15 protein-coding genes are annotated in these 18,906 nt (G+C 59.0%); 12 read left to right on the top strand and 3 right to left on the bottom strand.

All coding sequences use genetic code 11. The annotated features are described in order from the left end of the window. The first annotated feature begins 80 nt into the window (after window positions 1–80). Both BM254_RS16505 and BM254_RS16500 read left to right on the top strand, forming a co-directional pair. Window positions 81–1,445 carry a KamA family radical SAM protein gene (locus tag BM254_RS16505; RefSeq protein ID WP_092006379.1) on the top strand — a complete coding sequence of 455 codons (1,365 nt, stop codon included), beginning with the start codon at window positions 81–83 and terminating at the stop codon, window positions 1,443–1,445. Between the two features lie 325 nt (window positions 1,446–1,770). Beyond that, window positions 1,771–3,789: a hypothetical protein gene (locus BM254_RS16500; protein ID WP_139227097.1), complete on the top strand. Its 2,019-nt coding sequence runs from the start codon at window positions 1,771–1,773 to the stop codon at window positions 3,787–3,789. 113 nt (window positions 3,790–3,902) lie between these two features. Here the strand turns inward: BM254_RS16500 and BM254_RS16495 are convergent, their stop codons facing one another. Together BM254_RS16495 and trxA are read right to left on the bottom strand one after the other, a co-directional pair. Next, window positions 3,903–4,223: a hypothetical protein gene (locus BM254_RS16495; RefSeq protein WP_092006374.1), complete on the bottom strand. Its 321-nt coding sequence runs from the start codon at window positions 4,221–4,223 to the stop codon at window positions 3,903–3,905. A 155-nt stretch (window positions 4,224–4,378) separates the two neighbouring features. Continuing rightward, entirely contained in the window at window positions 4,379–5,242 is an 864-nt protein-coding gene (gene trxA / locus BM254_RS16490) for a thioredoxin (protein ID WP_092006371.1), read from the bottom strand. A 220-nt stretch (window positions 5,243–5,462) separates the two neighbouring features. Here trxA and lon point away from each other — a divergent pair, with 220 nt between their 5' ends. After that, window positions 5,463–7,913: an endopeptidase La gene (lon, locus tag BM254_RS16485; RefSeq protein ID WP_092006368.1), complete on the top strand. Its 2,451-nt coding sequence runs from the start codon at window positions 5,463–5,465 to the stop codon at window positions 7,911–7,913. Between the two features lie 206 nt (window positions 7,914–8,119). Here the strand turns inward: lon and BM254_RS16480 are convergent, their stop codons facing one another. Further along, window positions 8,120–8,614, bottom strand: coding sequence for a MarR family winged helix-turn-helix transcriptional regulator (locus BM254_RS16480; protein ID WP_092006365.1), 495 nt, complete (start codon window positions 8,612–8,614; stop codon window positions 8,120–8,122). Window positions 8,615–8,804: 190 nt separating this feature from the next. On the opposite strand from BM254_RS16480, the gene BM254_RS16475 reads away from it, so the two are divergent. The 9 genes from BM254_RS16475 to BM254_RS16435 all read left to right on the top strand — a co-directional run bounded on the left by BM254_RS16475 (window position 8,805) and on the right by BM254_RS16435 (window position 18,469). Next, window positions 8,805–9,764, top strand: a complete 960-nt coding sequence (locus BM254_RS16475) for a tetratricopeptide repeat protein (protein ID WP_425434502.1) — start codon at window positions 8,805–8,807, stop codon at window positions 9,762–9,764. A gap of 195 nt (window positions 9,765–9,959) precedes the next feature. Then, the gene (locus BM254_RS16470) at window positions 9,960–11,072 is read left to right on the top strand and encodes a branched-chain amino acid ABC transporter substrate-binding protein (protein WP_092006359.1); all 1,113 of its coding nucleotides are present in this window, start codon (window positions 9,960–9,962) and stop codon (window positions 11,070–11,072) included. A gap of 162 nt (window positions 11,073–11,234) precedes the next feature. Then, window positions 11,235–12,158, top strand: coding sequence for a high-affinity branched-chain amino acid ABC transporter permease LivH (gene livH, locus BM254_RS16465; protein ID WP_092006356.1), 924 nt, complete (start codon window positions 11,235–11,237; stop codon window positions 12,156–12,158). Beyond that, on the top strand, window positions 12,158–13,429 hold the full coding sequence (locus BM254_RS16460) for a high-affinity branched-chain amino acid ABC transporter permease LivM (RefSeq protein ID WP_092006353.1): 1,272 nt from the start codon (window positions 12,158–12,160) through the stop codon (window positions 13,427–13,429). Before livH ends, BM254_RS16460 begins: the two co-directional genes overlap by 1 nt. 6 nt (window positions 13,430–13,435) lie before the next feature. Further along, window positions 13,436–14,191 carry a high-affinity branched-chain amino acid ABC transporter ATP-binding protein LivG gene (gene livG, locus BM254_RS16455; RefSeq protein ID WP_092006350.1) on the top strand — a complete coding sequence of 252 codons (756 nt, stop codon included), beginning with the start codon at window positions 13,436–13,438 and terminating at the stop codon, window positions 14,189–14,191. A gap of 9 nt (window positions 14,192–14,200) precedes the next feature. Beyond that, window positions 14,201–14,902: an ABC transporter ATP-binding protein gene (locus BM254_RS16450; RefSeq protein WP_092006347.1), complete on the top strand. Its 702-nt coding sequence runs from the start codon at window positions 14,201–14,203 to the stop codon at window positions 14,900–14,902. 293 nt (window positions 14,903–15,195) lie between these two features. After that, window positions 15,196–15,660: a DUF3015 domain-containing protein gene (locus tag BM254_RS16445; RefSeq protein ID WP_092006344.1), complete on the top strand. Its 465-nt coding sequence runs from the start codon at window positions 15,196–15,198 to the stop codon at window positions 15,658–15,660. 80 nt (window positions 15,661–15,740) lie between these two features. Continuing rightward, entirely contained in the window at window positions 15,741–17,606 is a 1,866-nt protein-coding gene (locus BM254_RS16440) for an Lnb N-terminal periplasmic domain-containing protein (RefSeq protein ID WP_092006341.1), read from the top strand. Continuing rightward, window positions 17,576–18,469, top strand: a complete 894-nt coding sequence (locus BM254_RS16435; protein ID WP_092006338.1) for an alpha/beta hydrolase — start codon at window positions 17,576–17,578, stop codon at window positions 18,467–18,469. The genes BM254_RS16440 and BM254_RS16435 overlap by 31 nt, the downstream gene beginning before the upstream one ends. Window positions 18,470–18,906 lie beyond the last annotated feature (437 nt).

The raw sequence follows: 18,906 nt of genomic DNA, 5'->3' as shown, positions 1-18,906 counted from the left end.
TACTTGCCTGCCCGTTTTTTAACCACCGGAAAAGTGGTCCGACCACTTTTTCTGTCATTGGCAACAACAGAGGGCGATCTATGAACTCCATCGTCACCTTTCCGAACCGGATTCCCACTACGGAGTTCGAGGAACGGCGTTTCAAGGTCTACACCGACCGCCAGCTCGACAAGATCGAAATCATCCAGAATCTCCCCGAAGAGACCCTGTTTGAAATGAAGGTGGTAGCCAGCGTGCTGCCATTCCGGGTCAACGAGTATGTGATCAACGAACTGATCAACTGGGACAATGTACCCAACGATCCGATCTACCAACTTGTCTTCCCTCAAAAAGGGATGTTGAAGGACGAACATTTCGAGCGTATGGCAGCGCTGCACCGGGATGGTGCCGACAAGAAGGAAATCCAGGCCGCCGCCAAGGAAATCCGGGACGAACTGAACCCGCACCCGGCCGGCCAGATGGAAATGAATATGCCGGAACTGGACGGTGAAGTGCTCGACGGCGTTCAGCACAAGTACCGCGAGACCGTGCTGTTCTTCCCGGCTCAGGGCCAGACCTGCCACTCCTACTGCACCTTCTGTTTCAGGTGGGCGCAGTTCGTGGGTGACAAAGACCTGAAGATGGCCAGCACCGAAGCCGAGAAGCTTCACGGCTATCTGAAAGAGCACACCGAAGTGACCGACCTGCTGGTCACCGGTGGCGACCCGATGGTGATGAAGACCAAGAACCTGGTCCAGTACCTGGAGCCGCTGCTGGAGCCGGAATTTGACCACATCCAGACCATCCGCATCGGTACCAAGGCCCTGACCTTCTGGCCGTATCGCTTCGTGACCGACAAGGATGCGGACGAGCTGATCGAGCTGTTCGCCAAGCTGGTCGACGCCGGCAAACACGTCGCCATCATGGCCCACTACAACCACTGGCAGGAAATCACCACCGAAATCGCGGAAGAGGCCATCCGCCGCATCCGTGCCACCGGTGCCGAAATCCGCGCCCAGGGCCCGCTGATCAAGCACGTCAACGACGATGCCGATGCCTGGGCCAAGCTGTGGAAGAAAGAAGTGAAGCTGGGCATCATTCCCTACTACATGTTCGTAGAGCGGGACACCGGCGCCAAGAACTACTTCGAGGTGCCGCTGGCAGAGGCCTACAACATCTACCGCGAGGCCATGAAGCAGGTCTCCGGCCTGGCCCGCACCGCCCGCGGCCCGAGCATGAGCGCCGGCCCCGGCAAGGTGGAGATCCAGGGCATCACCGAAATCAAAGGTGAGAAGGTCTTCGTCCTGCGCTTCCTCCAGGGCCGCAACCCGGACTGGGTACAGCGCCCGTTCTTCGCCAAGTACAGCGACACAGCCACCTGGCTGCACGAGCTGGAACCGGCTTTCGGAGAGGAGAAGTTCTTCTTCGAGGACGAGTATGAGCAGATGAAGAAAGGCAACGGCTAAGAACTTGTTGCCAGCCCCCAGATGGGGATAACCCCACTCGGTGTCGGGACCGAAGCCGGGGTCAAAGTCGGGGTCAGATGAAAGCCTTCATCTGACCCCTTTTTCATGCCGGACCCCTAAACCCCTGCCCCAGATCAACCAAATACCCTTTCCGCCTATTGACTTGTTAAATATCAACCAAAACAAAACTTGATATTTAACAATCATTTGCAAACCTAAAATTGTCCCTGTAACGAGAAAAACCTACTTTCTTATAGCCCTTAACAGAACACATGGGCTTCGGGAGTATTGATCAGGGACGACTCACCAATTATCCGAATCCTCCTTGCCTGATACCCCCACTGCAGTAGGTAGCATTCCAGGCAATGCTGCCATTCTCTTACTAATGACAACGGAAACAGTGATGTTCGAAAAAAAGAAACTTTTGCTCGCCATTCTCACAGCTTCACTCACTGCTGGCATGACAGCATGCGGCGGAGGATCTTCAAGCTCATCTTCCAATGACACCGCAAACATCGAAGAACAACCGCCGACAACTGATGACACCAGCACTACTATCTCCGTAGGGTCAGAAACTGGCCGGTTCGTGGACAGTGCAGTGGATGGCATCGAGTATGAGACTAGTGCCGGCTACAAGGGCATCACCAATAGCAACGGCGAGTTCAATTACAACGATGGCGAGACTGTTTCCTTCAAACTGGGCACGATCAACTTCGGTTCAGTGAACGCGAAAGGACTTGTTACTCCGGTCGACCTGGCTGCCAATGATCCCGCCAAAACAGCAAACATTGCTCGGGTTCTTCAGACTCTGGATGACGACGGGATTCCGGACAATGGTATAACGATCACACGGGAAGCCCGTGACAAAGCGGCCAATCAGAACCCGACCGATGTTGCGACAGCAGATCTTGAATCAGTCAAAAACATCATCCTTTCAGTGGCCAGCAAGAATACAGTCGCTCCAACTGATCTGGTGACTGAGGCAGCGGCTAAAAGCCACCTGGAAGAAACGCTTGCCGCTGAAAACCCAGTAACAAGCTGTGGCACGGGTACGACGCCCGTTACTTCTGAACATCTAGTTTACAAAACCTACGGATTTATCCGATCAGAGGCTAATGATAAAGAAATCAACCTGATGAGCTTCGGTGCCGCTGGCGACACCATTACCGAATTCCATAACGACATGGGATTCTCTGAGAAGAAAACCGGCAGCACTTGGAACATACCAACGGCTGGCTCTCTTCAATTCACCGACAACGGTGTTACTGAAACCTTCACCGCCTGTGCCGTAGAATCAACCGACGGTAGTCCTTATTACTTGATCCTCGAGGGCGTTGACAACAGCACTCTCAAGCTCTATTCCACCAAACCGTTCACCCAACCTGACAGCACTCAGTCCTACCTTCTGGCGACGGTAACCAAGAGCAGCGACGGGACTCTGTCGGAAACCAAGAATGACATCCTGACCATTGATTCTGAGATGAGCGCTGAGTTCTTGTCAGACGTCGGTATGACCAATGCGACCATCACTAACGGAGCACTTGAAGTGCCTGATGAGCGTGGTCAGGCCGATACCAGCACAGACGAGTTACACCTGCTCTCGGCACAAGGCAAGCGCATTGGCATCTACCTGGACTTTGACAGCCTGGGCAACTTACTTAACGTAGGCACAGCCACGAGCATCTCTCAAGCAAACCCGGTGATCACTGAGTCCTTTGCAGGCAAGGCGCTTGTTGCGAGGAATGAGGAGAAAGAGGAAACCGTCATTCTGGTCTACAAAGCCAGCGGAACTGTGTACGACTATCACAACGACGCTTACGAAAGCGACGGAACTCAAGTTGCTTCTGTATACGAGAGTCAATGGGCAGTAAACGATGCCACTGGTGAGCTGACTGAAACCGAAACTGTCGAATACCGAGATGCGGACGGGCAGGTTATTGGCACAGAGGAATTCTCTGACACCTTCCGGGTCTTTGAGTCGGCGAACTCCATGTACTTCCCAGAGCGGACAGAGTTCGGAACCGCAATTGAGGTTCGACGTGCGAGCAAGACTCAGCCAATCAGCGATGCAGATTTCGTCGGGACTTTTAATGTCAAAATCCCCACCGAAAATACTGTGGACAACGAGCTCATCATCAACAGCAGTAACGCATGCACATACTCAGGCGTAGCCTGCGACTGGAGCATCGATACCTCCGGCAAGGCAACACTGGACTTCGGGGCGGGCGAAACCGCCACTGCCCAAATCTGGCAGCTTGCCGGAAGCTTTGATGAGTTTGCTTTCCTGATCACCCACTCCGATGACTCAACCGACATTGAAGTTGGTTTCATGACCCGGAAGTAAGCCTCATGGACTGGCAAACTGAATTGCGAGCGCGCCAGTTAGCCTTATGAAAAAGGGGTCAGATGAAAGCTTTCATCTGACCCCGACCTTGCCCCCTACCGCTTCACTAACCCTCACCTTCCTCGCTTCGGCACAAACCCCGCTGGCTTCTCCCGAATCCACTCCACGAATACCCTCAATTCCTCCAGCTCCATCAGCTTGTCCCGGGTGTTGTAATGCAGCCCCAGCTCATACTCAGAGCACGCGCGATGAATGGCGCTATGGCATGGCCGGCATACCCACAGGGTTCGGGTTATGAGCTCTTCCTTGGTGAACAGTTTCTGGAAGCGCTTTTTGCGGTGCAGGTGTTTGGGGATGAGGTGGTGGCGGGTGAGTTTGGCGACGTGGCGTTGGCAGAGTTCGCAGTGGTGGGGTTGGGGTGGGAGTTTGAGCATGGCTTTGGGGTGGTTTGAAGGTGGGGTCAGATGAAGGTTTTCATCAGACCCCGAGTGGGGGCACGGCGTGAAGTTGGGGTCAGATGAAGGCTTTCATCAGACCCCGGTGTTTGGACTGTTTCCCGGGGTTAGGCAGCCCCCACGTACTGTCTCCGTCAGTGCATTAGTGTGTACAGCTTTCTACGATAGGTGCGCACGTCCGGATTGTTGTTGCCGAGTTTGTCGAACAGTTCGATCAGGGTGGTCCTGGCGATGCCGTCCTTGTAGGTGCTGTCGGCCTGCATCAGGCGAATCAGCAGGTCCATGGCTTCGGCGTTTTCGTCTTTGAGCACGTGCTGCAGGGCCAGCTGGTGGAGGGCTTCGGCGTTTTTCGGCTCGGCCTCCAGCTTTTTCTGGAGTTCGGCCACCGGGGGCAGCTCGCCGGCCTGTTTCATGAACTTGATGCGGGCCGCCAGCTGTTTCGCCTGGTGCTGCATCTTTTCTTCCGGCGGCAGGCTTTCCAGCACCTGCTCGGCGGTTTCCAGGTCTCCGGTTTCCGCTTTCAGCTGCGCCAGGTCGATCAGGACCTTCATGTTTTCGGGGTCCTGGCGGTTCAGCTCGGTGAGGATCTCCAGCGCTCCGTTAACGTCGCCGTTTTCCCACAGGCGGTGGGCGGCGTCATAGGGATCTTCCTTGGGCGCTTCCACGTGCTTGTCCAGCACCTTGCGGATTTCGCTCTCCGGCTGGGCGCCGTTGAAGCCGTCCACTGCCTGGCCATCCTTCACGAGGATCACGGTCGGCAGGCTGCGCACGCCGAGGCTTGCGGTGAGCTCCTGCTGTTCGTCGGCGTTGACCTTGGCCAACCTGAAACCACCGTCGTACTCGTTGGCCAGTTTCTCGAGAATCGGCATCAGCTGCTTGCACGGCGCACACCACTCGGCCCAGACATCGATCAGGATGGGCGTGTTGGCGGAGGCATCCATCACCTCCTGCTGAAAATTCTCCATGGTGGCGTCAAAAACGTGGGGCGAGTTGCTCATCTGGGCACCTGAACCGTTGAATGAATATATGAATCTGCCTCGATCATGGGGTCAATGGCGGGAAAATCAAGCTTCCGCAGCCACGGACTCTCCGCCACTGTCGTAAAGCCAAATCCTTGAAATAACCGTAACTGCCGCTACATACGCAAGTAGACCTGATCGCGGGCCACTGTTCACCATCGCCCGTGCGATGACAACCTTTGAGGGATGCAACGACGGCATGAATGACGACAACCGCAATGACAGCCTTGAGGAATTCGAAGAAGACGTGACCGAATACATCGGCAAGGACGAGCACAGCAAAAGCCTTGCCCTGCCCCAGCAGATCATGCCCCGGCGCATGTATGTGCTGCCGGTTTCCAATCGGCCGTTCTTCCCGGCCCAGGTTCAGCCGGTGGTGGTCAATCAGGATCCCTGGCATGAAACCCTCAAGCGCGTGGGCGAGACCGATCATCGCGTGCTCGGCATCTGCTACGTGGAGGAACACGACGCCGAACAGGGCATCCCCGCCAGCGATCAGCTGGAAACCATCGGTTGTGCGGTGCGTGTGCACCATGCCCAGAAGGAAAGCGGCAAGGTCCAGTTTATCGCCCAGGGCCTGCAGCGGTTCCGCATCGTTCAATGGTTGCGGCGCAAACCTCCCTACCTGGTGGAGGTGGAGTATCCGACTGAGCCTGAGGAAGACGCAGACGAGCTGAAGGCCTATACCCTGGCCATCATCAGCGCCATCAAGGAGCTGCTGCGAACCAACCCGCTCTATGGCGAGGAGGTGAAACAATACCTGTCCCGTTTTGGGCCAGACGACAGCTCGCCCCTGGCTGATTTCGGCGCCTCCATGACCAGTGCGCCAGGGCCCGAGCTCCAGGATGTGCTGGATACCGTGCCCCTGCTCCGGCGCATGGAAAAAGTCCTGTTGCTGATGCGCAAGGAACAGGAAGTAGCACGACTGCAGTCAGAGATCAGTGAAGAGGTCAACGAGAAGGTCCAGAAGCATCAGCGCGAGTTCTTCCTGCGGGAACAGCTCAAGGTCATCCAGCGCGAGCTGGGCATGGCCAAGGATGACAAGACCGCCGACGCGGAGCGCTTTGAGGAGCGAATGGCCAAGCTGAATCCTCCCGAGCCGGTACAGGAACGCTTCCGGGATGAACTTCAGAAACTGCAGGTGCTGGAACAGGGCTCACCGGAATACGGCGTTACCCGCAATTATCTGGACTGGCTCACCCAGGTGCCCTGGGGCCAGTATTCCGAGGACCATTTCGACCTGGCCGAGGCCCGGCGCATCCTGGACCGGGACCATGACGGCCTGGATGATGTGAAAGACCGCATCGTCGAATTCCTGGCCGAGGGCACCTTCAAGGGCGAAGTCAGCGGCTCGATCCTGCTGCTCGTGGGCCCGCCTGGCGTGGGCAAGACCTCCATCGGGCATTCCGTTGCCGATGCCCTGGGCCGCAAGTTCTACCGGTTCAGCGTTGGCGGCATGCGTGACGAGGCCGAAATCAAGGGCCACCGCCGCACCTACATCGGCGCGATGCCGGGTAAGTTCGTGCAGGCCCTGAAGGACTCGAAGGTCGCCAACCCGGTGATCATGCTGGACGAGATCGACAAGATCGGTGCGTCGTACCAGGGGGACCCGGCCTCTGCCCTGCTGGAAACCCTGGATCCGGAGCAGAACCGGGAGTTCCTCGACCATTACCTGGATGTCCGCATGGACCTGTCCAAGGTGCTGTTCATCTGCACCGCCAACCAGCTGGATACCATTCCGCGGCCGCTGCTGGACCGGATGGATGTGATTCGCCTGTCCGGCTACATCACCGAGGAGAAGCTGGCGATCGCCAAGCATCATCTGATGCCGCGGCTGCTCAAGCGCGCAGGGTTGCTGAAGAAACAGCTCAATGTCACCGACGCCGCCCTCAGGCAGGTGATCGAGGGGTATGCCCGGGAAGCCGGTGTGCGGAACCTCGAGAAGCTGCTGCACAAGATCATCCGCAAGGGCATCGTGAAGCTGCTGGATAATCCGGACCAGCCGGTGAAAGTGGGCGTGGCAGACCTGGCCGAGTACCTGGGGCAGCCCGCCTTCCGCAAGGAAAAGTCACTGAAAGGTACCGGGGTTGTCACCGGTCTGGCCTGGACCGCCATGGGTGGCGCTACGCTGAGCATCGAGGCGTCCCGCATCCACAGCAGCCAGCGGGGCTTCAAGCTGACCGGGCAGCTGGGGGATGTCATGCGGGAATCGGCGGAGATCGCGTACAGCTACGTGTCATCCAACCTGAAGCGGTACAAGGGCGATCCGACCTTTTTCGACAAGTCCTTTGTGCACCTGCATGTGCCGGAGGGCGCGACGCCGAAGGACGGCCCGAGTGCCGGGGTCACCATGGCCACCGCGCTGCTGTCCATCGCCCGGAAGGAGGCGCCCCAGCAGAACATCGCCATGACCGGGGAGCTGACCCTGACTGGCCAGGTGCTGCCCGTTGGCGGCATCCGGGAGAAGGTGATCGCGGCGCGGCGGCAGAAGATCAGTAACCTGATCCTGCCGGAGGCGAACCGGGGGGATTATGAGGAGCTGCCCGAGTATCTCAAGGAAGGGCTGACGGTGAATTTTGCGCGGCATTATAACGATGTGTTTCAGGTCTGCTTTGGGAACAAGCCGCGGAAGGGGTCTTCGGTGCATTGATTGGGACTCGGGAGCATGTGTGAAGGTGGGGTCAGAAGAAGGCGTTCTTCAGACCCCGCATACCTCGGGAACCGCGCCCACTCCGGGGGCCAGGCCGGGGTCTGATGAAAGCCTTCATCTGACCCCATTTTCACCCGGCGAACACTGCCAAGCCTTGCCAACTCCGGGGTCTGAAGAACGCCTTCTTCTGACCCCTTTTTCACACCTCAGGCCTTCTCCTTCCAGCCGTCATCCTTCAACACCGAACCCACAGTCAGCACCGGCGAGGCGTCGATCTCGTCTGCGTCCATCATGTTCGCCACGCGCTGCAACGAGGCCAGGATCATGGTCTGCTCCCACTCGTGCAGGCTCTGGAACTTCTGGATGAAGTCTTCCTGCAGGGGATTCGGGGCGCGGGAGAGGATGTCGGCGCCCTCTTCGGTCAGATGGGCGTGGACCTTACGCTTGTCCTTGGTGCTGCGGACGCGATAGACCAGCTTGCGGTGTTCCAGCCGGTCCAGAATGGTGGTCACGGTGGCCTGGCTCAGGCTGACCTTGTCGGCGATGGTGCCGATGGTCACCTCCCCCAGGTCCCGGATGGTACGCATGATCAGCAGTTGCGGGCCGGTGAGCCCGGCATGCTTGCTCAGCCGCTTGGAATGAAGATCCGTTGCCCGGATGACGCGGCGAAGCGCTACCAGCACCTGTTCGTAATTGTCCACAGAGTTGCTCCGACTACTCAACACTTGTTTATACCTCTAACTATTAGAGGTCTTTGTACCCCTAAATGCAAGTGGGCACTTCCACTTAACTTCGCCTGATCCCCCTTTAAACTGTCTGTACGGCATTTTTTCCGCCAGCCACTATGCTAAGGTCAGCTGTTTTCCAAAACCGCAAAACGGACGCAGTACCATGATCAACCGATTCATCCTCTCGCTCCTGCCATTGCTCAGGACAATGCGCACCGGCACCGTGCTGTGCCTGCTCCTCCTGGCCGGGAATGCGGCCGCCCAGGACACCGGCGAGCGGCCATCCATGGACGACGATGTCACCGCCGACGACGTGGCCGCCGCTCTGGCGGATCTGGAAGAACCCATGTACACGCCGTTTATCGAGCTCTACCTGCTGGAGGAAAGCAAGGCCCTGCGCAAGGAGATGATGGACACCCGCGCCGAGCTGATCGAGAAGGTGGTCGATAAAGAATTGTCCGTGGCCGACAAGACCATGTCCTACGCTACCGATACAGTCACCTACTTCTTCTATCTGATTGCCGGTGCCACCTCCATCCTGGTTGTGATCGGCTGGAACTCGATCCGGGACATGCGCAACCAGCTGGCCAGTGTCGCGGAAAAACGGGTTAACGAACTGGTGGTGGAGTACGAGAAGCGCCTCAAGGCCATCGAGGAACAGCTGCAGCAGAAATCCGACATCATTCACCAGAACCAGGCCGAGATCGAACGCACCAACGAGGTGCACTCGCTCTGGCTCAAGGCAAGCCAGGAAACCTCCCAGCAGAACAAGATCGCCGCCTACGACCGCATCCTCGACCTCCGGCCGGACGATGTGGAAGCCCTCAGCTACAAGGCCGATGCCGTTCTTGAAATGCAGGAGCCGCTCTGGGCCATCAGCCTGTGCCGCCGGGCCCTGAAACTGGACCCGCAGAACGGCCACGCCCATTACCAGCTGGCCTGCGCCTATGCCGAGATCGGCCGCTGGGAAGACGCCGTCAGCACGCTGGAGAAAGCCATCGATATTTCGGAAGCCTATCGGGACGATGCTTCCGTGGATCCGAGCTTCGAACAGTTGCGCGAACACGAAAGCTTCCGCACACTGGTATTCCCGGATCAGGAAGAGAACAGCACGGACGCGTGACACTTTTCTCAGTCAGGCACACGCTTTGCAGGCATTCTGCCAGGTTGGAGCTTTCTGTCTTCAACGCGGACACGTTTGGAAAAGTTGTGTTCCTGAACAAACACTGGCCGGCCCGGCTTGACAAGCGGCAGCCCGTGGTGTTTGTTTGCTCTCTGAGAACACAAGAATAACCCTGAACAAAACAGGACTGACCTAATGAGAACCTCAGTGAAAAAACTCGCAACCGCTGTAAGCACTTCTGTTGCATTGATGGCCGCCGGTCAGGCAGCCGCAGAGATCCAGATTGGTATTGCCGGCCCGATGACCGGCCCCGTAGCCCAGTACGGTGACATGCAGTTCTCCGGTGCCCGTATGGCCATCGAGCAGATCAACGCCAACGGTGGCGTGATGGGCGAAGAGCTGGTCGCCGTCGAATATGACGACGTCTGTGACCCGAAGCAGGCCGTTACCGTAGCCAACAGCCTGGTTAACGACGGTGTCGGCTTTGTCGTAGGCCACCTGTGCTCCAGCTCCACCCAGCCGGCCTCTGACATCTACGAGGATGAAGGCATCCTGATGGTCACCCCGGCTTCCACCAGCCCGGAAATCACCGAGCGCGGTTATGAGCTGGTGTTCCGCACCATCGGTCTGGACAGCATGCAGGGGCCGGTCGCCGGCAACTACATCGCCAGCCAGAACCCTGAGCGTGTTGCCATCGTTCACGACAAACAGCAGTACGGTGAAGGCATCGCCACCGCCGTGCGCGATACCCTCAAGGATCAGGGCGTTGAAATCGCCATGTTCGAAGGTATCACCGCGGGCGACAAGGACTTCTCCTCCCTGGTCACCAAGCTCAAGCAGGCGGATGTGGACTACGTCTACTACGGCGGCTACCACCCTGAGCTGGGCCTGATCCTGCGCCAAGCGCGCCAGGCTGACCTGGACGCCAAGTTCATGGGTCCTGAAGGTGTCGGCAACAAGGACATCAACACCATCGCCGGCGAGGCTGCTGAAGGCCTGCTGGTAACCCTGCCGCCGGCATTCGATCAGAAAGCCGAGAACCAGGAACTGGTCAAGGCCTTCCAGGACAAGGGCGAAGACCCCTCCGGCCCGTTCGTGCTGACCTCCTACACCGCGGTTCAGCTGATTGCCAATGGTATCGAACAGGCTGAATCCACCGATCCGTTCGAGGTTGCCCAAGCCCTGCGCAGTGGCACCTTCCAAACTCCGATCGGCACCGTTGAATACGACGAAGCCGGCGACATGAAGTCATTCGAGTTTGTTGTGTACGAATGGCATTCAGACGGCAGCAAAACTCCGGTAAACTGAGCCAAAATCGTTAACAAACGGTAATAATGAGAGCACCTTCTCACCGCGATCCGGGAGAAGGTGTTTTTCTAGGCTCCTGTTGATTCTCCCCTGCCCCCGGTGCGGATAACCCGGACCAGGGGCATGGAAGCGGAGGGAGCGGGCCTTCGGAGTTCAAAAACAATGCAAGACCTCCTTTACTTCTCTCAGCAGCTCATTAACGGGCTGACGATCGGGAGCACCTATGCCCTGATCGCCATCGGTTACACGATGGTTTACGGCATCATCGGCATGATCAACTTTGCCCATGGTGAGATCTACATGATTGGCGCCTACACCGCGCTGATTGCCATTACCGGCCTGGCCTCCCTCGGCGTTGCCTGGCTACCGGTGATCCTGATCGTGGCGCTGATCTGCGCCATGCTGGTCTCCAGCTCCATGGGCTGGGCAGTGGAACGGGTTGCCTACCGGCCGGTTCGCGGGCGCCACCGGCTGATCCCGCTAATTTCCGCCATCGGTATGTCCATCTTCCTGCAGAACTACGTGCACCTGGCACAGGGTTCCCGCAACATCGGCTTCCCGGCCCTGATCGAAGGCGGCTTCAATTTTGGTTCCGGCGATGGCTTCCAGATGTCTCTGTCCTACATGCAGATCACCATCTTCATCACCACGCTGATCTGTATGACAGCCCTGTCGCTGTTCATTGCCCGCTCCCGGACCGGTCGCGCCTGTCGTGCGGTTTCCCAGGACCTGGGCATGGCCAACCTGCTGGGTATTGATACCAACCGGATCATCTCGGCAACCTTCGTGATCGGCGCAGCCCTCGCTGCCGTGGCAGGCCTCCTGTTAGGCATGTACTACGGCTCGGTCGATCCCCTGTTCGGCTTCATTGCCGGCCTGAAAGCCTTCACAGCAGCCGTCCTCGGCGGTATCGGAAGCATCCCGGGTGCGATGCTCGGCGGTCTGATACTCGGCGTGGCAGAAAGCATGACGTCCGGCTACCTCAGCGGCGAGTACAAGGATGTCATCTCGTTCAGCCTGCTCATCCTGATTCTGCTGTTCAAACCCACCGGCCTGCTTGGCAAACCGGAGGTTGAGAAGATCTGATGGCTGCTCATAACCTTAAGCACGCACTGTTCTGTGCAATAATCACTATAATCATCGCCTACCCGATCCTGGGGCTGAACCTGGTTGCCCAGGGCACATCTGTTGCCCTGGAAGGCGCGACCACAGCCACCGTGATCAATGTATTCCTCGCTGCGGTGGCGGTTTTCCTGTTCCAGCTGTTCCGCGACAGCATCATGGGTGTGTTCGGCAAGGTTCCGAACCTCAACCCAATGGCCAAGCGCGGTCCGATCTCCCAGGAAAGGCGCCTGCTTATGGAGCGGGTATTCTTTGTGGCGATCATCCTGCTCGCCCTGGTCTGGCCGTTCATCGTGTCCCGCGGGGCAGTCGATCTGGCCACCCTGGTGCTCATCTATATCATGCTGGCCCTCGGGCTGAACGTGGTGGTGGGCCTGGCCGGCCTGCTCGACCTCGGCTATGTCGCCTTCTATGCGGTGGGTGCCTACACCTTTGCGCTGCTGTCCCAGTACTTCGGGATCTCCTTCTGGCTGGCCTTGCCGATCGGCGCCCTGCTCGCCGCCCTGTTCGGGTTTGTGCTGGGCTTTCCGGTGCTCCGGTTACGTGGTGACTATCTCGCCATTGTCACCCTGGGTTTCGGGGAGATTATCCGTATCCTGCTGAACAACTGGACTACCCTCACCGGCGGCCCCAACGGCATCGGCGGCATTCCGGATCCGACCCTGTTCGGCATGGAGTTCGGCCGCCGGGTCAAGGAGGAAGGCAATGTCTCCTTCCACGAGACTTTCGGCATCGCCTACTCCGGCGAGCACAAAGTGATCTTCCTGTACCTGATTGCCCTGGTCCTGGCCGTCTTCACCCTGCTGGTCATCCGCCGCTTCATGCGTATGCCCGTGGGTCGCGCCTGGGAAGCCCTGCGGGAAGACGAGATCGCAGCCCGCTCCCTGGGCATGAGCCGCACCGCGGTGAAGCTCTCGGCCTTCACCATTGGCGCTTTCTTTGCCGGCTTTGCCGGTACCGTGTTTGCCTCCAAGCAGGGCTTTATCAGCCCGGAATCCTTCGTATTCCTTGAGTCCGCCATCATCCTGGCCATCGTGGTCCTGGGTGGCATGGGCTCACAGGTCGGGGTGATCCTGGCTGCAATTGCCGTCACCATCCTGCCCGAGCTCGCCCGGGAGTTCTCTGAATACCGGATGCTCATCTTTGGTGCCGCCATGGTGCTGATGATGGTCTGGCGTCCGCAGGGCTTGTTGCCCATGCGCCGCATTCAAATCGAACTCAAAGAGCAGGGGTGACAGACAATGCTTGAAGTACAGAATCTGTCCATGCGCTTCGGCGGCCTGCTGGCGGTGGACCAGGTATCCGTTGATGTCCGGGAACACGAGATCGTCTCGATCATCGGCCCCAACGGCGCCGGCAAGACCACGGTGTTCAACTGTATCAGTGGCTTCTATAAACCAACCGGCGGCAAGATCCTGTTCCAGGGTCAGGAAATCCAGGGCAAGCCCGACTACAAGATTTCCCGCCTGGGCATGGTGCGCACGTTCCAGCACGTGCGCCTGTTCAGCAAGATGACGGTGGTGGAGAACCTGCTGGTCGCCCAGCACCGGCACCTGAACACCAACCTGCTGGCCGGCCTGCTGAAAACCCCGGATTACCGGGAGCGGGAGAAGAAGTCCCTGGAGCGGGCACGGTACTGGCTGGACCGGGTCGGGCTGCTCGAGATGGCCAACTGGGAAGCCGGCAACCTGGCCTATGGCCAGCAACGGCGCCTGGAGATCGCCCGCTGCATGGTGACCGAACCGCAGCTGCTGATGCTGGACGAGCCGGCAGCCGGCCTCAACCCGGCGGAAACGAAGGAACTGGATCAGCTGATTGTCAGCCTGAAAGAGGACTACAACGTTTCCGTGTTGCTGATTGAGCACGACATGAGCCTGGTAATGGGTATTTCCGACCGGATCAACGTCATTAACCAGGGTCGTCCCCTGGCCAGTGGCACGCCGGAGGAAATCCGCCAGAACGACGACGTGATCAAAGCCTATCTGGGCGAGGCCTGAGGACCAACCATGCTAGTACTTGAGAATGTTCATACCCATTACGGGAAAATCGAGGCGCTGCACGGGGTATCGGTCGAGGTCAAGAAAGGCGAGATCGTCTCCCTGATCGGTGCCAACGGTGCCGGCAAGACCACCTTGCTGATGACCGTCTGCGGCAGCCCCCAGGCAAGCTCCGGTCGGGTGATCCTGGAAGGCCGGGACATCACCAACGAGCCCACCTCCCAGATCATGCGCTCCGGCATTTCGATTGTGCCCGAGGGCCGGCGGGTTTTCTCCGGCCTGACCGTGGAAGAGAACCTGCACATGGGCGGGTTCTTCAATACCAAGGCGGAGATCCGCAAGAGCCAGGACCATGTCTATGACCTGTTCCCCCGGCTCAAGGAGCGGGAGCACCAGCGCGCCGGCACCATGTCCGGTGGTGAGCAGCAGATGCTGGCCATCGGCCGGGCCCTGATGAGCAAGCCCCGGATGATCATCCTGGACGAGCCGTCCCTGGGGCTGGCACCGATCGTGATCCAGCAGATCTTCGAGATCATCGGCCAGTTGCGGGAAGAAGGCATCACGGTGTTCCTGGTGGAGCAGAACGCCCACCAGGCCCTGAACCTGGCGGACCGTGGCTACGTGCTGGAGACCGGACGGATCCGCCTGCACGACACCGGCAAGAACCTGCTGGCCAACCCGGACGTGCGCAACGCGTATCTCGGCGGCTGACAGCCACCCCGAAGGATCGGCAGAACAGCCGGAGCGTGGCGACACGCCCCGGCTTTTTGGTCCATATGGCCTGAAAAGAGACACATCCCAGCGCCGTCAGCGTGAAAAATCCGACATAAATCAATTACTCACGAATCCTTTCACTTGCGAATCCGGAACTTGGACTATACTCAAGCCAACGGTCTACCTGTCTCCACAGGACCTGTCAGGGCCGTTCCTTCCCGGCTGTCCCCGATGGGGCCGGCCGGGAGATCAATGCGACGACTGCAAAAAACCACAGAAAGGAGTGGATAATGAAAAAACTGATCGCAGGTGCAATTCTTCTGGGTGCTTCCTCCATGGCTTTCGCCCAGCCGGGCTGTGGCGTGGGTGCCATGATCTGGAAAGGACAATCCGGTATTGCTCCCCACGTTCTGGCCGCCACCACCAACGGTACCTTCGGTAACCAGACCTTTGGTATGACCACCGGCACCCTGGGCTGTCAGACCAACCAGTCTGTTCAATCCATGGCCATGTACATGGACAGCAACATCGACAAGGTTGCCCGTGACATGTCCCGTGGCTCCGGTGAAAACCTCGATACCCTGGCGGTTCTGCTGGGCGTAGAGGAAGCCGACCGTGACGCATTCCGCAAGGTACTCCAGGACAACTTCGCAACCATCTTCCCGGACGCCGACACCACTTCCGGTGAAGCCGTGGATGCCATCGTTGCGCTGCTGGAGCAGGACCAGGCTCTGAGCAAATACGTGGCGGCATAACAACCGTTAACCGCAAGGAAGGACATGGCGCCAGGGACGGCGCCTGACCGATTTCCCAACGACCCGGATCAATCTTCTCCATGGGCCAGACCGTGCGTTTCGGGCAAGCGATTCTCTGCCTTGCCGTCAGCTTCAACCTCCACGCCAACCAACAACCAATTCCAGAAAACCTGCACCAGGACCCGGCCTGGCTGACACTGGGCCACTACCACACCGACACCTTCGGCGATGGCTACACCAGCCAGGCCGACGACCCGGCTTTCTTCCTGAGTGAGAACGGCAAGCACTCGCCCCGGGCCGAGCTTGAAGCCACCCTGGCGGGGATCCAGGAACCCGGCGGTGGCAACGATCATGCCCGCTGCCGTTTCCCGGCCAGGGATGCCTGGCTCCGGGACCGCCTGGACCTGCCGGACTCCGAAGTTTCCTGCCCGGAGTACCAGGACTGGAAAGATACCCTGAACACCGAAACCGTCACCCTGGTGTTTGCAGCCTCCTACCTGAACAGTCCTTCCTCCATGTTCGGGCACACTTTCCTGCGGCTCGACCCGCCCCAGGAAGACGAGGAAACCAACCTGCTGCTGGCCAACACCATTTCCTATGCCGCCGATGCGGCCGCCCACGACAGTGAGATCCTGTTTGCCTACAAGGGCATCTTCGGCGGCTATCCGGGCATCACCACGGTACAGCCCTATTACGAGAAGATCCGTCTGTACTCGGACATCGAACACCGGGACCTGTGGGAATACACCCTGAATCTGGACCAGAGTGAGGTCGACCTGCTGCTGGCCCACGCCTGGGAAATCCAGGACAAGAATTTCGACTACTACTTCTTCGACGAGAACTGTGCCTACCGGCTGCTGGCGCTGATTGATGTGGCGCGCCCGGGAACCGACCTGCTGGGGGAAGTGAGCACTCACGCTATTCCCTCCGATACCGTGCGCTGGGTCGTGGACAAGAACCTGGTGGAAGAGGTGTATTACCGGCCCTCGGCGGCCACTTCGGTGGCTTACCAGATCTCGGAACTGCCGGACGAGCATCAGACCCTGTCGGCAGCGATCGCCAACGGCTATGTTGAGACAGATGCACCCGAGGTCCAACAACTGAGTGACCGGGAACGGGCCAGGGTGCTCGATGCCACCTACGACTATGTGCGTTACCAGAGCGAGGCCGAAGGCTGGCCCAGGGAACATGCCGCGCCTCTGTCCCATGAGCTGCTGGTTTCCCGGAGCCGGATTGACGGTGTGGAGGCCAGCTCCCGACCACCGGAGCCCGACGTTCGCGATGACCAGGGCCATGACACCTTCCGGGTGAGCCTGGGAGCCGGTCAGCTGGCTCACCGGGAATTTACCCAGCTCACCTTCCGGCCGGCCTACCACGACGTGCTGGACCCTCCGGCGGGTTACCGGCCTGGGGCTCAGCTGCAGTTCCTGCGCCTGGATGCCCGATACTACACGGACAACGACGAGTTGCAGGTGGAACAACTGGTGGGCGTGGAAATCCGCTCCCTGAGCCCGAGGGACCAGTTCTTCTCCCCCCTGTCCTGGCAGGTCGGTTTTGGCGGAAGACGGACGGACACTGGCGGGGATCGGGTGCTGGCGCCCTACTTTGAAGGCGGTGCCGGAGGCAGCTGGGCGCTGGGGGATTCCACCCAGGCCTTTGCCATCGCCACCGCCGACCTGGAAATCGACGACGACCTGCGCCGGGGCTATGACGCCGCACCGGGCGCGGACCTCGGCGTGCTGCACCAGAACAACCGGTTCAGCCTGATGGCCGGCGCCCGGACCAAAGCCTGGATCGTCAGCAGCCAGCACCGACAGGATCAGGCCTATATCAAAGGCAACTGGCATCTCGGCCGGGAATTCAGCCTGTTTGCCGAGTTCACCCGGGAAGACCATTACGACAGGTACCAGAGCACATGGCACGCCGGACTGCACGCTTACTTCTGAGTCTCAGGAAACCGCTGCTCACCGCCTTGATCGTCGCTTTGGCGGTTGTTCAGGGCGGCTGCAGCAGTGTTTTCTTCTACCCCGATGACATCACCTATGTCACCCCGGACCGGCTCAACCTTGATTACGAGGACGTCTATCTGGATACCGCGGATGGCGAGAGGCTTCACGGCTGGTGGCTGCCGGCCCAGGCGGACGGCGATGAGCCCCGGGGGACGGTGTATTTCCTGCACGGCAATGCCCAGAACATCAGCAGCCATATCCTGAACGTCGCCTGGCTGCCTGAGCAAGGCTATAACGTGTTTACCATCGACTACCGGGGCTTCGGCCGGTCCACCGGCGATGCGGACATAGAGGGCGCCCTGCACGATGTGGAGACCGGGTTTCGCTGGCTGGTTAACCGGGATGACGTTGGCGAGAGGCCCATCCATATTCTCGGCCAGAGCCTTGGCGGTGCCCTCGGGATTGCCCTGGCCAGTGAATGGGTGCAGAGGGAGGAGCGCCCGGCACTGGACGGCGTCATCCTTGACGGCACCTTCTCCGGCTTCCGGGGTATTGCCCGGGAAAAGCTTGATGCGTTCTGGCTGACCTGGCCGTTCCAGGTGCCGTTGAGTTGGACCATTCCCTCGGAATATGAGGGGGTGGAAAGGATCGACGACATTGCACCGGTGCCGGTGATGGTGATTCACAGCGTTCGGGACGGGATCATTCCGTTTCACCATGGGGTGGCGCTGTATGAGGCGGCTGGGGAGCCGAAACGGTTTTTGCAGACCGATACGGGGCATGGGTCGACATTTGTGATTCCGGCTTATCGGGAGGCGGTTCTGGAGTTTTTGGGAGAGGGTGAAAGTGGGGTCAGATGAAAGTTTTCATCAGACCCCGGGGAGAGCTGGTTTGAAGATGGGGTCAGATGAAGGCTTTCATCTGACCCCGAGTTTAGGTCTGACTCCGGGAATGGCATTGTGAAAATGGGGTCACCCATTAGCCAGCCGTAGTCAACAGGCAATGCCAATCCACCACAACCGCCGGTTGTGGTGGCTCCTCCCTTCCAATACGCACCCGTTGTTCTCAGTGGTGGTTGCGGACTGATCCGCACCAGACACCCATCAGGATCAAGACCGCTGGTCGCGAACAGCGAGGCGGCCCCTGGCCGAAGCCCCAGAAAACCGTCGGTGCCTGATCGTGTCCAAGTGGATACAGATGTCGTGGTTTGCCAACGTGTGGCACCAGTCTCTTGATGGTTCACGACCAGGGCGCATCAGTGCACCTTTGGTGCTTGGGAGAATGGGCGGGGACTCAT

Origin of the sequence: Marinobacter pelagius (genome assembly GCF_900114925.1) — a bacterium.
GTDB lineage: Bacteria > Pseudomonadota > Gammaproteobacteria > Pseudomonadales > Oleiphilaceae > Marinobacter > Marinobacter pelagius.
This window is presented reverse-complemented; position numbering and strand designations above follow the sequence as displayed.

Excerpts from the sequence above, each read along its gene's own strand:
- BM254_RS16470 (WP_092006359.1), top strand. The coding sequence starts at position 9,960 with ATGAGAACCTCAGTGAAAAAACTCGCAACCGCTGTAAGCACTTCTGTT.
- BM254_RS16445 (WP_092006344.1), top strand. The coding sequence starts at position 15,196 with ATGAAAAAACTGATCGCAGGTGCAATTCTTCTGGGTGCTTCCTCCATG.
- livG (WP_092006350.1), top strand. The coding sequence starts at position 13,436 with ATGCTTGAAGTACAGAATCTGTCCATGCGCTTCGGCGGCCTGCTGGCG.
- BM254_RS16475 (WP_425434502.1), top strand. The coding sequence starts at position 8,805 with ATGATCAACCGATTCATCCTCTCGCTCCTGCCATTGCTCAGGACAATG.
- BM254_RS16450 (WP_092006347.1), top strand. The coding sequence starts at position 14,201 with ATGCTAGTACTTGAGAATGTTCATACCCATTACGGGAAAATCGAGGCG.
- BM254_RS16460 (WP_092006353.1), top strand. The coding sequence starts at position 12,158 with ATGGCTGCTCATAACCTTAAGCACGCACTGTTCTGTGCAATAATCACT.
- BM254_RS16435 (WP_092006338.1), top strand. The coding sequence starts at position 17,576 with ATGGCACGCCGGACTGCACGCTTACTTCTGAGTCTCAGGAAACCGCTG.
- BM254_RS16505 (WP_092006379.1), top strand. The coding sequence starts at position 81 with ATGAACTCCATCGTCACCTTTCCGAACCGGATTCCCACTACGGAGTTC.
- BM254_RS16495 (WP_092006374.1), bottom strand. The coding sequence starts at position 4,223 with ATGCTCAAACTCCCACCCCAACCCCACCACTGCGAACTCTGCCAACGC.
- lon (WP_092006368.1), top strand. The coding sequence starts at position 5,463 with ATGAATGACGACAACCGCAATGACAGCCTTGAGGAATTCGAAGAAGAC.
- trxA (WP_092006371.1), bottom strand. The coding sequence starts at position 5,242 with ATGAGCAACTCGCCCCACGTTTTTGACGCCACCATGGAGAATTTTCAG.
- livH (WP_092006356.1), top strand. The coding sequence starts at position 11,235 with ATGCAAGACCTCCTTTACTTCTCTCAGCAGCTCATTAACGGGCTGACG.
- BM254_RS16440 (WP_092006341.1), top strand. The coding sequence starts at position 15,741 with ATGGGCCAGACCGTGCGTTTCGGGCAAGCGATTCTCTGCCTTGCCGTC.